Genomic DNA, 16,091 nt, shown 5'->3' on the forward strand with positions numbered 1-16,091 from the left:
ATTTTGAGTGAAACTTTTACCGTTCCTTACTTTCGAAAAGTATCAGCAACTATATTACTAAATTCTCTGAGGTAGTAAAGGTAGTCGTCTCCGCCATAGTTATATCGTTTGTTATACATCTTTGCAACGACCACTCTGTATTCAGGAATGATAAGGACAGTTGGACCTGTTATCCCCAATATTTGATAGGATCCTTCTGGAACCCTATCACCGAGCTCACTATGGGCAGCTGGAATTCCTTGTACATACCAAAACAAACCATTTTGAGGAAGTTTACGATCTTTGTAAAAAGGACTTTGGACTTGTGTGGCAATTTCAATCACTTCGCTTGGAACAATTTGTTTACCCTCTGCAAACCCTTTGTTTAAATGGAGATTACCCCATTGGACAAACTCCCGAGCAGAAGTATGTAAGTTTGACTCCGTTCCATCACTATAATTCCCCAGATTGAATGAACCTTCCGAATCTGGATCATCAATTTGTTTAACTAATGATTCATTCTCTTTCGTTTGCCAGGCTGTTTCTTTAAAACCTAAAGGTGTAAATACCCTTTCTTCTAAAAGGTCTGGAAAGCTCATTTTAAATAGACGATTTACCAGCCGAGTCATCATTAACACATTAATTCCTCTATAAGCCCAACCTTGACCTGGTTCAAACTCTCGAAAAATAGTGCCATCTTCTTTTTCGTGTAACCCATGTGAGTGAGTGACTAAATGCCGTATTGTTGTTTTTCCTAGCAATTGTTCATCCATTTCCCTGAAATAATCAATTGCGTAGTCATCAAGGCTTTTGATTTTTCCTTCATAAAGAGCATATGCAACGACTAAACCAAGGTAGCTCTTTCTTGCAGAAGCAACATTAAATTGAGAAACTTGGGTGATTGGAGCTGAGTCAGGAGAATTAGAATGATAACCATCATAGTGTTCCAATATTACTTCGTTATCTTTTAGAATATATAATGAGGAGGCACTGCTTCCGTTTTTTTTCTTTATTTCATCTACCCAAGTAATTAAGTTTTCAAGTTTCTCCAAATGAACCATCTCCTTGATTTTATGAAAACCTTTATTACTATTCTCTACTGGTTGTTAGAAATCCTTCTTCCACTAACCTGTTCCGTTTCTGCTATAAGAAATTCAACACAAAAAGGCATTAATCTTTCTTTAATCAATGCCTCTGTTTATTTAAGTATAATACTTCTACTAACTAAACTTTTAATATGAATTTTTGACTAGAAAAAGATGAATATATTTATAGCTTATTTTTTCTTTTATCAATTAGTAATAAAAATGATAACACCACTACACTAAATACCACTATAAACAGAAATGACAAGTATAGAGTCATGAATCCACTAAATGTCTCATCGAATATTAAAAGAGCGACGTCTTGGTCATACATACCTCCCATGGATATATATCTAGTCACTTCAAGATAAACGACATGGAAGATCATACTCATCCATAGTGTTCCTGTATACCTTCTATATAACTGTAGAGCAATTCCAAATGTAAAGAGCAATATAATATAATCTATAGTTATTATAAATGGTTTACTAAAGAATATTGACTCCAATGCCATCACCGTAACCGGTACACAAATGAAGAATAACGGCTGTAAAATCAATGAGATGATGAAGCGGAATTTCTTATGCAATTCTTCAAATATTAGTCCTCGGATAAAGACTTCTTCTGGAAATGCTTCATACATAAATGCTGTTACTGTATTAATTAAAATGGAAATTATAACAGTGGCTGTCAGGTTCAAGCTGACATTTTCAATACCACCAAATAAATAAGCTGTTATAATTCCTGTTATGACTAATATAAAAGGCAACGCGATTCCGAATATCAATCTAGAGGGTGAATTTGTACCCTTTAAGCCAATACTTCTAAACAAGTCCGTTTTTTTTCTTTTAAATATATATAATACAAAAAGCGTTAGCCCGCTAAAGATTACTCCTTGTAAAAGCATACTATTTTGTCGATCCATACCTTGAGTTTCAGTCAAATATTGTCCGACATTACCCGAAACAAAGAGAAATAATGATACAAGTACAAAGTACAAAAGCAACCGACTAATACTAAATTTCAAAGAACTCAATTGAATGCCCCTTTTCTATTAATGACGTATTGTTATAGCGATTGTTGAGCAATAGTTAAACAACACTCTTGAACTAATCTGCCCCCTTTACTTCCATAAGAAATTCAACACAAAAAGACATTAATCCTTCTTTGATCAATGCCTCTGGTTGCTTAATTACATTTATTCATAACTTGATATAATTTAAAAATCTGTTAGTAGCTTCGTCTCATACTTAAATCGTATCGTTACTGGAATCTTATTAAAAATATGAAGGGGGATTCCTACTCTATCTTTAATATCAATTTCTATCCCCACATTAAAGTAGGTAAGAAATTCCCAATAAGAAATGAAAACGTTATAAGTTGGCTCATAAATAAACTCCATCCATCCCTCTGCAATATGGTTATCTTTTTCATCAAATATATTAATTCCCGAAAGTTTTCCACGACCCCATCTAAATAACTGGCATCGTTACCCTCTATACAACTTTCAGACCAATCAAATTTAAACTTATTCGCCGTTATTCCATAAAAAACGAGGTCATTACATAGCTGTTTTTCTACTAACATTCTTAATTTCGGACCCATTTTATCTGCGTATCCTAAGTCAGTATAATTTGGTTTCATATTTTCTCTCCACACTTTTGGTTTTATGTAATAGAACATTGCTACCTTTGCTAGTTAAAACCTCATGTAACTAAACTGCTCCGTTTGTGAAATAGCAAATTTGAAATGATCATAGGGCCTCAAGGGTAGAAATCAAACTAATGTATTATGGCCCTGTACCACAAGAGACTTCGTATTTTTCGCTCTCTATCTTTGTTGAATAACACAGTGTTGCCGTATGTCCTGTAGGATTGTCGTAGTCAAACCAATTTACATTGTATAGCTGTCCGTATACTTTATCTTTATAATCATTCTTCGTTATTAAAGCAAAGAAACTTTGATATGGATGCCCGTCTTTGAGTATTTCATCTCTTATTGCAGATTTTGGCGAATCATTATTGTGTACCATTTGTCCTAATATAGGCGGAAATATTATTATCACTAATAATACCAGCAAGCCGACTACTAAAAGTCTTTTTTTCTTTTTCAAATTGATTCCTCCTTTCACCACTTTTATTCCGTTAGCCTGCTCCTGTATTCCAATAAGAAATTCAACACAAAAAGACATTAATTCTTCTTAGCCAATTAGCATAATAGAAATTGTACTGATGAAATCAAATTCTATCCTTATACCCTTTTTCAGTTTTAAATTTCTCTGGAATCAATTGCTCAATATTTACCCTTCTTTAGAAAAGATAAAAATCTGTTTATCCTGATGTTAGTATATTTATTCAATACCACTTACTATTAAGTTAGCTTTTTCAAAAGGTTTATAGGTTTCAACATAAACGTCTTCTGATAGCATCCAATTATTTTCCCACCTATCACGTGCTGTTTCTCCGTCTCTTTCAAGACCTCGTGAAAGCCTTGTTTCTCGTGGGCATTCAACCCATATCGTTAAATCATATTTACTAAAAAATTCGTGACATATTGCATAAACACCTTCTATTATGACAATTCCCCCAACTGGAACAGTATGCCACTCCGCTAAACCATCCATTATCCAATCATATCGCTGATAATGTCCTTCTTTATTTTGAGCTATGGGTTCAAGAACCTGATTTAAAATACGCCTCCTATCATAATCTGCACCTATAGGCTTGTTCTTTGGAAGTGTTTTTAGAATTTGAGAAGATGGTAAATAAAAATCATCCATATGCACAATAGTTGTATTTAATAATCTCCCTTTTAACTTATCAGCGAGTGTGCTTTTCCCAGAACCTCCACAGCCATCTATCCCAATTAACAAAGTTGATTGTTTTTGAGGAACTGAATCAATCAGCCTAACCAAATGTTCAAAATCATTACTGCTTTTAAGAATTTTATCATTCATAACCTCACCGCCTTAAATTGGAAAACCATCTTGTTAACTAACCTGTATAAAATATTTTCTATTAATTTATTATTAAATCCTTCTTCCCTGCCCTACACCTTATCTAAATCTATGATTAATTTATTACCTTCGATTTTAAAATCTGTGGAATAATTTTCAAACTGGATTTTGATAGTTCAATTTTATTCTTAACTTATGTTCACTATAAGACCATAATGCTGCTTAACCAATTTGATTTCATTGACCAATAGCATAATCCATAAGCTTTCCTTCTTATTTCCATAAAGAAAAGTCATCATAAAGATATCTCTATTTCACTGCTAATTTTAGTACCATCAAATCCTCATCATAATATCGGCCATTAAACTTTAAGGCATTTCTTTCTATACCATAGACCTCAAATCCCAACGACTTATATAATTTCTTTGCATAGTGATTATCAGATACAACAGTTAAATTGATTTGCTCCAATCCTTCAGAGTTCTTCGCTTTACTGATAAGTTCATTCATCAATAACTTTCCTAAACCCTGACCTCGATTGCCTGGAGCTATGTACATTCCATAAACATTTCCTTTATGCCTGGTTTTGAGATTGTCTTCACGTATAAAGGTAACAATGCCAACTAAAGATTTTCGATTATCAAAGGCACCTACAATATACTTGTCCATTGTTGGTTTTATTCGTTCCTTTACCATGTCTAAAGAATATCCCACCTCTCTCTCATAGGTTGAACCGAATGCTTCCGGGTTCATTTTCAATGCATTCAATCGCACTTTCTGATATAAATGAGCATCGGACTCTTCTAAAATACGAATATTCATCAACTACTCACTCCTTTAATTTGATGGAATTATGTATTGCATAATCTATTCTTTTTTTCGCTCCTAATATCCTTCTTGCACTAACCTCCCATCTTATAAAAAGCTTAATTATTTCCTGTACACTGCTGTCTCTTTTCTCACAAACAAATTCTTCTATTTTCATATTTTTTGTTTAACACTATTTATATAGGGAAAATAATTCTATTGAGGACTATTCCGGTTCAGAAGCAGTGGCTGAACCGTGCCTCAAATTCTTTATAATACTACGAATGGAGGAGACATGAAGAATATTATTAAAATAGCCAGTGCATTTATGGGAATTATCATAGGTGCCGGTTTTGCATCAGGACAAGAAATTTTACAGTATTTTACTAGTTTTGGAATGAAGGGAACGATTGGAGCCTTTCTCTCGATCCTATTGTTCGGATATTTGGGAATGGTTTTAACTAAGCTGGGCAGCCGGCTTCAGACAGACTCACATAAGGAAGTTATTTATAAAATCAGTGGACGTTACCTCGGCGTTCTCATCGATTCTATCCTCGTATTTATCCTTTTTGGAATTGGAATTGTCATGATTTCTGGTTCAGGGTCTATTTTCAATCAGCAGTTTGGGTTGCCAAGTTTCGTTGGCATCATTATCATGACGATTCTCATTTTAATCACAATCCTTTCCGACGTAGACCGGGTTGTAAAAGTTATTGCTATGATAACCCCTTTTCTCATATTGGGAGTGGTCGTATTATTTATACATAGTATGGTGACCATGGAATATTCTTTCTTTGAGCTTGACTCTATAGCGAACGAACAGTCTTCGGCTACAAAACATTGGCTGAGTTCTATTATTAATTATGTTTCACTTGCAATCGCAATGGGAGCATCCATGACTCTGGTAATGGGCGGCGATGAACCCAAGGAGAAAATTGCTTCGATCGGAGGACTGGCGGGAGGTATAGGTGTAGGAATTTTAATTGTCCTGCATCATCTAGCCATCTTTGCACAAGTTGATAAGGTAGGGCACTTGGACATGCCCTCACTAGGGCTGGCCAATCAAATATCACCACTTTTTGGAGTTCTCTATTCCATCATTCTATTCGGCATGATTTTTAATTCAGCTGTTAGTATGTTCTTTTCGTTTGGTACACGCTTCTTTACCCCGAAAACGAAAAAATACAATTGGTTCGTGGTTATTTCTGTACTCGTCGCCTTTGCAGCAAGCTTCTTTGGATTCAAGCAGTTAGTTTCCTTTTTCTACCCACTGTTTGGATATTTGGGTATGATTTTAATTGCCGTACTCGTTATCGCTTCAATTAGAATGAAGCCTTTAAAAGATAAAACGGATTAATCGGTATCAGTTACGCGTTTCAATAAAAGATTAAGGAACGCATTCTTCCGAAAAAATAAAAAATCCACTGTAATAGAAAAAGAGATTCGTCAATTTTGATGAATCTCTTTTTCTATAGTACTAATTTCCCCTGTTAAATTAACCTGTACTTCCAATTATCAATTCAAATTTAACTGAGTGTATTCGATTTCTCTTGAGTATCATCTGGAGATTATCAATTGTAGATCTTTCACGCTGAATATAGCATCTCTGCTTCCCATCTAACCCTAACTAACTGTTTCTTCATTAAAAAAGGATTGTCCCCTGCTTTGTAGGTTTTCGGTCATTTAAGTTCACCCCCTTAAACTTCGGCTCATAGTTGGCCACGGGTTTAATCCCTAAGGATTGGTTCCACTGATTATCATGCTATTATTCATTTTCATCCATATATATTAGAAATCTGACCAGGTATATAAATGATGTAGTACTATATCCAATTGCTTCCTATAATAAAGGGAGAAAGATCCATAAAAAAGGGTGGGGGTGGAATATGAGGATAGAAATCCAGTTAGATAGTGAATGTACAGATCCCAAAATCGTCATACATGCTAGTGAAATGACAAATGAAATTTCAAGTTTACTTGAAAAACTTTCAGGCAATGAATACCAATCACTGATGGGTTATAAAGGTGATGAAATTCTTTTGATACAAATGGACGATATCTTGCGGATTTATACTGAAGGTCAATATGTTTATGCACAAGTAAATAATGAAAAATTGCGCTTACGACAAAGATTATACCAATTAGAAGAAATGGTCCCGCGCCAACAATTCATCAGAATTTCAAACTCTGAGATTGTCAATTTTGAAAAAGTTAAAAGCTTAGATATGAGCATAAGCGGAACAATCACTCTGAAATTCAATACCGGCGATCAATCATATGTCTCGAGGCGTTATATTAATAAGATAAAAAAACATTTAGGAATATGAGGTGATGAAGATGAAGACAATTATCGTAAGAGGGGCAATAGGATTTCCGCTAGGCGTTTTTATATCAACCTTTATAACCCTTTGCATTTCACTTGGCATTGGGGATGGGACGTTTTACGCTGTAGTACCCAGCTTAATAGAGACCATGGGTACAGAATTAAATGCCTATCTACTGCAATTTATTTTAAGCGGATTATTAGGAGTTGCTTTTGCTGCAGGCTCTATCATTTTTGAACATGATAATTGGAGTCTTACAAAACAAACAACTCTACACTTTTGCTTAGTTACCATCGCCATGTTTCCTGTCGCCTATTACTCCCATTGGATGGAGCATTCCTTTATAGGATTTTCACTTTACTTCCTTATCTTTGTGGTCATTTATTTAATGTTCTGGGTCTTCCAGTATCTATTTTGGAAGCGAGAAATTAATCGTTTGAATCATTCATTAAATAAACCATAGACACCCACTTTAGAATTACAGTTTTCCTACTAGCAATAAGGTATTCTGCCTCCTTTTAAAAATAGTTTTGATAGGAGGTAAACTTAATATCTATAAAGACACCCCAATAAGATTTGTACAACTCAAGTTATTCTTACAATAAGAAAAGGTGACCCTATTCTCTCTAGAGTCACCTTTTCTTTTTCTGAGCCAAATTATGCGGTTTCCTATCGATTTACCGTTACCGTTGTAAAGACGAACTTGTCGTGATGATGCCGTGAGAAAGAGTATTCAAATGGTATACCAGTAATCAAAAAGGCAACTTGTTCGACTTCCAAGATAGGATCGTCAGCTCTGCAATCCAGGTATTTTTGATCCAGTTCATTTGATTTACATGCTCTGATTTTACGGTGTGCTCCACCCATTTTTAATTCAAGTGTTTCTTTAATATGCTTATATATGGAAGAATGAAGAACCTCATCATTAATACCGGGAACCAGATTAGCCGGCATGTATGTTTTTTCTATTACATATGGTTCATCATTTACAATCCTGAGACGAATAATATGATAGACAGGTGTATCAAGGCTGATCCTTAGTTTACTGGCTACTTGCTCAGAGGGAAATTGAATTTCAAAGGCAATTACCTTGCTTTTTACCTCATCATTATTGGCCAGATTGGATAGTCCAATATTTTCTTCACTGATGATATTCACTTTATTGTCATCAAATGGAGGCTCGATAATAAAGGTACCATGTCCTCTTTTCCTATATAAAAGCCCCTCTGTAACAAGAATATTCAAAGCTTTTTTCATCGTTACCCTGCTGCTGTCAAATTCTTTCGAAAGAGTATATTCGTCTGGAATCGGCTGGTCCTTTGAGTAATAATCACTCTTTACCCTTCGCCTCATTTCATTTGCAATGGCCTCGTACTTGTTCATTCCTAACACCTTCCTAAACGCTTCTTATAAGTCAATCATAAATACTATCACAGGAAAAATATAGTGTAAAAGTAAAGGTATGCAAATTATAGTAATCAATGACCTGATTCTTTGTTCTATTCCATATAACGTATTACATCGAAATATCAAATCATGCTTGAAGATATGATTATACTTATATCTTTAAATGATTATAACTTTCCCTTGAATTTGTAATCATTTAAAGGTATATATAGAATATATTGTAAAAGTTAGGGTGGGCCAACATGAAGAATCTGATAAAACTTTTTATTGATTTCGTCTCTCAATATACTATTTCCAGCTATTATTTCTGGCTTTATATACTTAGAGGTGGAATCATCTATGGGTTTGTTTCCGCTTCAGTCGGACTGATCCATGCTGTTGAACTCATTCACCGGAAAGAAGATGATTCAATCCGTTCAGCTTTTCAAGAATCCTATAAAAAGAATAAAAGTTATATAGGGTTATCGTTTCTATTGTTTTTATTCAGCGGACTTTCACTGATGTCTATCTATCCACCGCTTCACGAGGCCTTGCCTATCTTAACATGGCTGCAAATACCGATTTTGATCTGGACTTTTCTTTTATGGACCATTGCTATTTATAGCATTTACTTCCTTGCTCATGATCAACGGAATACTCATTCCGCAAAATGGATCTATGCACTGGCTTTTGATACTTGCATTCGCCATCCACTCCGTAGCCTGGTTATATTGCTGATGATCTTAGCTTTCACATTGATAATCAAAGTAAATTTAGTCGCCTTTATTTTTTTGGCACCGCCTCTATTAATCATTGCGACCAAAAAAATTGTCTTCATCCCTAAGATTCTGACAAACTAATACCTTTATAAAAAGAGCTGCTTGAAAAGAAGGGCTTTCCTTTCAAGCAGTTTTTTCTTCCTCTACTATAACGGACTTGAAATACTTATTTTACTGAACCAGAAACTCCGTTATTAATATACTTTTGAAGGGCCAGGAAGACGATTAGTATTGGTGTAATTACGATAATAACACCCGCCAGAATGACCGGCCAATCCGTTCCATATGGTCCTTTAAAGGCAAATAACGCTGTTGAAATAACCTTCAATTCAGGTGACGGCATATACAGGAATGGATTGTAGAAGTCATTGTAGATTCCCACACCGCTAATAATAAGAATCGTAATCATTGGAGCTTTGAGCAAAGGCAAGATAATCTTGCGGTAAATTTGAAAGTAAGATGCGCCTTCCATGATTGCTGCTTCATCCAATGAAACTGGAATATTGTTAAGGTACTGCAGGAATACATAGACAGCTATTACGTCTGTGCCAAGATTCAGCACAATAACCGACCAAATCGTATTGAATAAGCCCATTCCTTCAATAATCTGGAATGTTGCAACCTGTGTAGTGATTGCCGGAATCAGGGTTGCAAGGAGGAAGAGTCCCATAATAGGTTTCTTCAATTTAAAATCAAATCGGTTCAAAACATATGCAATCATCGTTCCAAGCAAGAGTTTTCCTACAATTGAAACAATAAAGATGATAAGCGTATTTTTAAACCCAACAGTCATTTGGCCATCTATGAATGCTCTTGTATAATTGTCAAACGTAAATTGTTCCGGTAAAGCAAGAACACCAGTTGTCAGGAATTCCTCTTTTGACTTGAATGATCCAATAAACACAACCAATACAGGTAAAATAGCAACCGCTACTCCAAGCAGTAAGCTGCCGTATTTTACAATGGCGCCAAGCAGTTTCTTAATGTTGTATGCATGATCCTGCTTTGCTGGAATCTTTGGTTCTGTCACACTGACATTTGCCTTCATGGTCACACCTCTTTCTCTCTAGTCATGTATTTTTGAATTAATGTCACGACGATGACAATGACTAACAATATGAGGGCCATGGCAGACGCCAGTCCTAGCTTCTGGTACTTAAAGGCTGTATCGATTGTTTGAATGACAAAGGTTTTCGTTCCATTTGATCCACCCGTCATAATGTATGGGATATCGAATACACTTAGGGAACCGCTTATTCCTAAAATGATATTCAGGAACACAATCTGTTTGATACTCGGTAAAATAATGTATAAAAATTGCTGGAACCGGCTGGCACCATCAATTTCCGCTGCTTCATAAATTTCAGGATCAATGGACTGAATAGCTCCCAGGAATATGATGAAGTTGAACCCCATATATCTCCAAATCGACGTAAACGCCAGGGACATATTGTTTATAGAACGGTCTCCAAGCCATAATTGGATTTGACTATCTAACCCAAGGAAAGTCATGACCGTATCCAATGTTCCTCCGGCTTTGAAGAAATACAAGAAGATGAACCCAATAGCCACTCCATTTAAAAGGTACGGAAAAAACAAAATACCCTTCCAAAAGTTTGCGAATTTCACCTTGAAAGTTAGGATCGTGGCAAAGTATAAAGCAATTCCCAGTTGGATAAATGTCGCTACAAAATAGTAGAGACTGACTTTAAATACTGAAAAGTACTCTGGGTTTGTAAAGACCTTTAAATAGTTGGCGAGACCAACATTCTCCTTCGTCGGACTAATCCCATTCCAATCCGTAACACTGTATTGAAGCATTTTTACTAGCGGATAATAAGAAAATAATAAAAGCAAAAAAACAGGTAAAGCTGAAAACAGAAAAATGATAATACGACGCTGCGCCTTATAACTCAAATTTATTTTTTTCATCGCTTTTACTCCTCTTATCTCATTAGCTGGCCCTAATGGACAAAGATACTTTTCAAATCCTTCTGTATTAGAGGAACTGGGGTGTTACAGTATGAATTCTGCAAACACCCCAGTATATTCAATAAGATGATTCTCCTTACTTGCCAACCTCTTCCATTGCACTGGACCATTTTTTGTTCAAGTCTTTCATAATGGCATCAAAGGATTCTTTTGTATTGCCTTTTGCCGCATCGATAATACGTTGCTTCGTTGCTTCTGTTGTATCAATACCGATTTCAGATGTGTTGTTGATGTCACTAAATAGAGATTCTTCTCCTTTAGGTGATGGATTAGCCTGGATAAATTCTACTCCAGCTGTTTCCATCGTTTTAAGAGCTGCTGGCATTTCTTCGCCAACCTTAGGAGAGATGGCTCCTGTATCTTTTGTATAGTTAGATTCATCAATAAACCAGTCTACGAACTTACGAGCAGCTTCTTTTTGTTTGCTGTTCGCATTAATACCGATATTGTAGTCTCCGCCAATCGCAGCATACTGTTTGCCATCTTGTGCGGTAATTGGGAACGCTGCATACTGAATATCTTCTGGATTTTCAGCAAGAGCTTGAACTTGTTCAATTGCCCAGCTGCCTAGAACCATAACAGCAATTTTTCCGTCTGCCAAATCTTGTTTGGATTGTTCCCAATCAGTTGTGGAAGGATCAGCTTCAGTTAAACCTTTTTCCGCTAAATCATATAAAAGTTTGTAGCTTGTGTTCATTACTTTACCATCTGCAAACGGTTCTTTATCTTTCACCATTTTATTCGTAACATCCGGATCACCGGAAGCACCTGTACGGATGAAGTCCCAGTTAGTTAATGTCCAGCCGGAAGCGTAGTTTGTGTATAAAGGAGTTACATCCGCGTTCTTTTTCTTGATTGTTTCTAATGCAGCTACGAAATCTTCTGGTGTTGTTGGAACAGTATCAATACCTGCATCTTTAAATACCTTCATGTTAAGGATGACACCAGTCGTATTAACTGCAATCGGAATACCATAGGAAGTACCTTCATAAGAACGGTCACTTAAAAGCATATATTTCTTTGATAATTCATCCTGTTTACCAAGCGGCTCAAGGAAGTTTGCATTGTCTTCAGGCTTAATCGTTGTTGGAATCATGAACACATCACCGTAGTCTTCTGAGTTCATCCTAATTTGCATTTGACCGGCATAGTCTGTAATCGTTTCCACTTTTACTTCTATATCGGGATGATTTTTATTAAACTCTGCTATGTATTCATCCCATTTCCCATTACCTGTCCAGTCTGTCTTGTGGTTGATAAAAGTGATTGTTTCTTTTCCTGACTCTTTAGAATCGGAATCACTATTGCTCTTATCACTGCAACCTGTTAATGCAAGGGCCAGAGCACTTGCGGCAACCCCCATACGGAATAATTTCTTCATTCCAGTTCCCTCCAAAGTATAATTTGGTAAACGCTTACAAAAATATTGTAGCATCCTATGTTTTAGTTTGTATAGTCTTTTATTACAAAAAAGTAATACTTTTGAAATGTTGTAACTTTTTATCAACAAAACAGACAATCTTTCAGTCTTGTAAATTAAAAGATTTCCTTATAATATCGATAAATAACTTTTTCTGCCGGCTTTCCATAGACAGCATAGTCCTGATCAGAATCTGCCTTTTCTATAGGATATAAATGAGCTTTCCAGTCCCATAAGGCAAATCCTTTTACCCAATCTCGCTTTACCGTTGTGCTAAACATCTTTTCGTACCACTCTTTTTGGACATTGACATCTGCTTTCCCTCTTAATGTCCAGTCATTTGGGAGCAAATCTCCACCCTCCCAGCTCGGACAGCCGGCTTCACAGAAGAAAAATGGTTTAGTGTGTTTCTTGACAACGCTTTCAATACGATCAAGCTCTTGTTCCCATTTATCAATCGGATAATAACCGCTAGAAGAGATCACATCAACAGCGTCCCACCATTTTAGAATATCTTCTTGGTACTTATCGCAATTATAAGTAACAAGTCCACTGTACAGCTTCCGGACCTCATTTATTAAATCACGCCATTCCTTTTCACGGCGGTCTGCATTGACCATTTCACAGCCGACCACAAACATGGAACACTTCGTTTCTTCAGCTAGTTTCGCGTAATGAAGAATGAATTCATTGTAAGAGGCAAACCATTCAGACCATTTAGGCTCACACGGAACATCGGTATCAAAGAAATTAATATGGGCACGCCATGTCCCGTCCGAAACATTCACCATCGGTTTTAAAATAACCTTTAAACCCAGTGATTGTGCAAAATGGACCATCTCGATGATTTCTTCATCACTGACCACATTCGGATGTTCCCTCCAGTTAATTACAGTGGACTGGGGTCGATCTTGCTCTGCCACAACCGTTAAAACGACATGATCAATTCCGCATCTTTCTTTTAAAGATTTTAAAGACTGTTTTGCCTTCACATCCTCCCATTCTCCGCGCTTACTCATATAACCAAAGCTAAATCCCTTAATAAAATCCATCATATTCTCCTTTCAAATGATTTAACAAAATGTAACAAAAAGTAATATTAATAGATTGATAAGTATATACATTTGTTGTAAATTAATTATATATTTTCCATTTATTTTCGTAAAGAAAAATTAAAAAATTGAAAGTACGTGCAGATATGGATCATAAACAAGAATACTACCGTAAAATGCTTTACTTCACCATTCCAATCACGATTCAGTTATTAATCATCTCCAGTTTGAATATGATTTCGTCCAGACAAGTTTTCTTTTCATGTTGCTTGTTAAAAAGGAGTTTATTTCCTGGAAAATGATCAAAGAAAACCTAGAGCAGACGCTATATTAAGTTGCTATATATGCCCTTGCAAGCTCACATGAAATCATTCGGGCTCTTCTCGGTGTAAAACGAACGTTATCTAAGAAATGGATCCAAAATATTGTCGAAGAACATGAGGAGGCTGTTCCAGTTGGAAAAGATTGAATTTAAAAAGGAATTAAACGAAAGAATTCTCCCCTTTTGGATGAAACTATTAGATTATGATAATGGCGGATCATATGGAATTCTAGATTATAATTTAACCATGCACAAAGATAGTCCTAAAGGAGGTGTGGTAGGAGCACGTCACCTGTGGAGCTACTCGGGCGCTTACCTTCTCACGAAAGATGAAAAATATTTGCGGGCCGCTGAGCATTCCTACCATTTCTTGATTAATGCGTTATGGGACCAAGAACATAAAGGAATCTATTGGCTTGTCGATCACCTTGGGCAGCCTCTCATCTCAACCAAGCACATCTATGCACAAAGCTTTGCTATTTATGGACTTAGTGAATATGTCAAGGCATCTGACAATAAGGAAGCCTTAACCTATGCCATTGATCTTTTTCATCTTCTTGAAGATACATGTTTTTCTACTACATACGGAGGTTACAAAGAGGAATTTACACAGGACTGGATACAGACCGAGCATCATCTGCTGAATGAAGGTGCTAATGCTGTTTTTACTACTAACAGTCATCTTCACCTATTAGAAGCCTATACAAATTTATATAGTGTTTGGCCTGATAGGCAGCTGTTGAGCAAAATCAATTATCTGTTGGATTTGTTTTATTCAAAAATCTATCACCCTACAGAACATGTTTGCAGAGTCGCTTTTGATGAAAACTGGCAGTCTACAAAAGAGGCGTACTCCTACGGCCATGATATCGAAACGAGCTGGCTCTTAACCGAAACCCTACATATAACCGGTCTTGACCGGCCAGATATTGTAGAAATGAATAAGCAGATTGCTTACAAGGTTGCAGTTGAAGGCATTGATCCGGATGGATCTATCTATGATGCTAAAAAAGAGGGAAACATACATAAGACAAGGATTTGGTGGGCGCAGGCAGAGGCAGTTATCGGCTTTTATAATGCTTATCAGCTTACTAAAGATGAACAATTTATCCAACTCAGCGAACGTACTTGGACGTATATTCAGAAAAAGATTCACGACCCTCGTACGGGAGGAGAATGGTTCTCAAGGATAGATGAGCACGGAGAGGTAATCTCCTCACTCAGAAATGATCAATACCAAACACCTGAAAATATCGCTGACTCCTGGAAAGGATTTTATCATAACGGCCGCATGTGTTATGAGCTAATAAAAAGACTTCCAGAATAAATAAACGGCTCTGTTTAAGCAGAGCCTTATTTTATCCCTCTTCATTAATATTAGCTCAATTAGTATAGTTGTATAACCTTAAAAAATGGTAAACTATTACAGTGAAGTTAATTTAGAACTGATAGTTCCTGAAATGATCTATGGGGGAAAAATATGAATTCTATTATGAAAAATATTATAAGCTTGTTCTTTGAAAAAGCTGAACATCCAGTTAAACCTCTTATGTATGCACAAATTACTGTATGGATTGGCATGGGTATTGCTTCGTTTCCAGTGTTGTATACTAGTCGATTTTATTGGATGTATCTTATGCTTGGAACTAGCTTCCTATTAAATGGTATAGAAAATTATTTAGTAAAAGAAACAAATCGTAGAGGCTACTTAATTTGGTTTATTTGTGCACTACTCTTTTATTTGATAGCAGCGGAAGACTATTTCTTCATCTAGCTAATTGTTCGATTAAGAAATGAAAGAGAATTTGTTTAAAGGTAAATGTTTTGCTCCAAATCAATCATTTTTAATTAGGAGTTAAAAGAAGATGAGACATAGAAGGAGAAATAGAAACGGCTTTTTTAAAGAATCCCTGTTTGAGATCATTGGTGAAATAATTTGGGAGATTTTAATGTTTATACCAAGGATGATCATTCGCTTTATAAGTAATA

The 16,091-nt window shown here is 35.9% G+C and carries 17 protein-coding genes; 6 read left to right on the forward strand and 11 right to left on the reverse strand.

The features are described 5' to 3' along the window. Window positions 1-26 precede the first annotated feature (26 nt). The 6 genes from AC4BHA_RS11775 to AC4BHA_RS11800 form a co-directional block, all read right to left on the reverse strand. A complete protein-coding gene (locus tag AC4BHA_RS11775) occupies window positions 27-1,031 on the reverse strand; it encodes a serine hydrolase domain-containing protein (RefSeq protein WP_490558705.1) in 1,005 nt (334 codons plus the stop codon). A gap of 217 nt (window positions 1,032-1,248) precedes the next feature. Further along, on the reverse strand, window positions 1,249-2,100 hold the full coding sequence (locus AC4BHA_RS11780) for a CPBP family glutamic-type intramembrane protease (protein ID WP_490558706.1): 852 nt from the start codon (window positions 2,098-2,100) through the stop codon (window positions 1,249-1,251). Between the two features lie 287 nt (window positions 2,101-2,387). Continuing rightward, window positions 2,388-2,708, reverse strand: coding sequence for a hypothetical protein (locus tag AC4BHA_RS11785; RefSeq protein WP_490558707.1), 321 nt, complete (start codon window positions 2,706-2,708; stop codon window positions 2,388-2,390). A 145-nt stretch (window positions 2,709-2,853) separates the two neighbouring features. Further along, on the reverse strand, window positions 2,854-3,177 hold the full coding sequence (locus AC4BHA_RS11790) for a YjcN family protein (protein WP_139892401.1): 324 nt from the start codon (window positions 3,175-3,177) through the stop codon (window positions 2,854-2,856). Window positions 3,178-3,414: 237 nt separating this feature from the next. After that, window positions 3,415-4,020, reverse strand: a complete 606-nt coding sequence (locus AC4BHA_RS11795; RefSeq protein WP_148630028.1) for a uridine kinase family protein — start codon at window positions 4,018-4,020, stop codon at window positions 3,415-3,417. A 309-nt stretch (window positions 4,021-4,329) separates the two neighbouring features. Continuing rightward, window positions 4,330-4,842, reverse strand: coding sequence for a GNAT family N-acetyltransferase (locus tag AC4BHA_RS11800; RefSeq protein ID WP_066104534.1), 513 nt, complete (start codon window positions 4,840-4,842; stop codon window positions 4,330-4,332). 280 nt (window positions 4,843-5,122) lie between these two features. Here AC4BHA_RS11800 and AC4BHA_RS11805 point away from each other — a divergent pair, with 280 nt between their 5' ends. The 3 genes from AC4BHA_RS11805 (at window position 5,123) to AC4BHA_RS11815 (ending at window position 7,614) form a co-directional block, all read left to right on the forward strand. After that, complete coding sequence (locus AC4BHA_RS11805; protein WP_490558708.1) at window positions 5,123-6,184, forward strand: YkvI family membrane protein; 1,062 nt, start codon at window positions 5,123-5,125, stop codon at window positions 6,182-6,184. A 529-nt stretch (window positions 6,185-6,713) separates the two neighbouring features. After that, the gene (locus AC4BHA_RS11810) at window positions 6,714-7,154 is read left to right on the forward strand and encodes a LytTR family DNA-binding domain-containing protein (protein WP_148630032.1); all 441 of its coding nucleotides are present in this window, start codon (window positions 6,714-6,716) and stop codon (window positions 7,152-7,154) included. A 10-nt stretch (window positions 7,155-7,164) separates the two neighbouring features. After that, the gene (locus AC4BHA_RS11815) at window positions 7,165-7,614 is read left to right on the forward strand and encodes a DUF3021 domain-containing protein (RefSeq protein ID WP_225983598.1); all 450 of its coding nucleotides are present in this window, start codon (window positions 7,165-7,167) and stop codon (window positions 7,612-7,614) included. Between the two features lie 206 nt (window positions 7,615-7,820). Here the strand turns inward: AC4BHA_RS11815 and AC4BHA_RS11820 are convergent, their stop codons facing one another. Beyond that, complete coding sequence (locus AC4BHA_RS11820) at window positions 7,821-8,534, reverse strand: GntR family transcriptional regulator (RefSeq protein WP_066104544.1); 714 nt, start codon at window positions 8,532-8,534, stop codon at window positions 7,821-7,823. A 266-nt stretch (window positions 8,535-8,800) separates the two neighbouring features. Here AC4BHA_RS11820 and AC4BHA_RS11825 point away from each other — a divergent pair, with 266 nt between their 5' ends. Further along, complete coding sequence (locus AC4BHA_RS11825) at window positions 8,801-9,397, forward strand: DUF624 domain-containing protein (RefSeq protein WP_148630034.1); 597 nt, start codon at window positions 8,801-8,803, stop codon at window positions 9,395-9,397. 85 nt (window positions 9,398-9,482) lie between these two features. On the opposite strand, the gene AC4BHA_RS11830 is transcribed toward AC4BHA_RS11825, so the two are convergent. From AC4BHA_RS11830 to AC4BHA_RS11845, 4 genes are all read right to left on the reverse strand, one after another. Further along, window positions 9,483-10,364 carry a carbohydrate ABC transporter permease gene (locus AC4BHA_RS11830; RefSeq protein ID WP_490558709.1) on the reverse strand — a complete coding sequence of 294 codons (882 nt, stop codon included), beginning with the start codon at window positions 10,362-10,364 and terminating at the stop codon, window positions 9,483-9,485. A 2-nt stretch (window positions 10,365-10,366) separates the two neighbouring features. After that, window positions 10,367-11,248: a carbohydrate ABC transporter permease gene (locus tag AC4BHA_RS11835; RefSeq protein WP_066104552.1), complete on the reverse strand. Its 882-nt coding sequence runs from the start codon at window positions 11,246-11,248 to the stop codon at window positions 10,367-10,369. A gap of 136 nt (window positions 11,249-11,384) precedes the next feature. Further along, window positions 11,385-12,689 carry an ABC transporter substrate-binding protein gene (locus tag AC4BHA_RS11840; protein WP_490558710.1) on the reverse strand — a complete coding sequence of 435 codons (1,305 nt, stop codon included), beginning with the start codon at window positions 12,687-12,689 and terminating at the stop codon, window positions 11,385-11,387. Between the two features lie 155 nt (window positions 12,690-12,844). Then, the gene (locus AC4BHA_RS11845; RefSeq protein ID WP_140462073.1) at window positions 12,845-13,780 is read right to left on the reverse strand and encodes a glycoside hydrolase family 113; all 936 of its coding nucleotides are present in this window, start codon (window positions 13,778-13,780) and stop codon (window positions 12,845-12,847) included. A gap of 455 nt (window positions 13,781-14,235) precedes the next feature. On the opposite strand from AC4BHA_RS11845, the gene AC4BHA_RS11850 reads away from it, so the two are divergent. Together AC4BHA_RS11850 and AC4BHA_RS11855 are read left to right on the forward strand one after the other, a co-directional pair. After that, window positions 14,236-15,429, forward strand: a complete 1,194-nt coding sequence (locus AC4BHA_RS11850) for an AGE family epimerase/isomerase (RefSeq protein ID WP_490558711.1) — start codon at window positions 14,236-14,238, stop codon at window positions 15,427-15,429. Window positions 15,430-15,582: 153 nt separating this feature from the next. After that, complete coding sequence (locus AC4BHA_RS11855; RefSeq protein WP_066104564.1) at window positions 15,583-15,876, forward strand: hypothetical protein; 294 nt, start codon at window positions 15,583-15,585, stop codon at window positions 15,874-15,876. Window positions 15,877-16,091 lie beyond the last annotated feature (215 nt).

Source organism: Pradoshia sp. Z3_51, assembly GCF_058215915.1.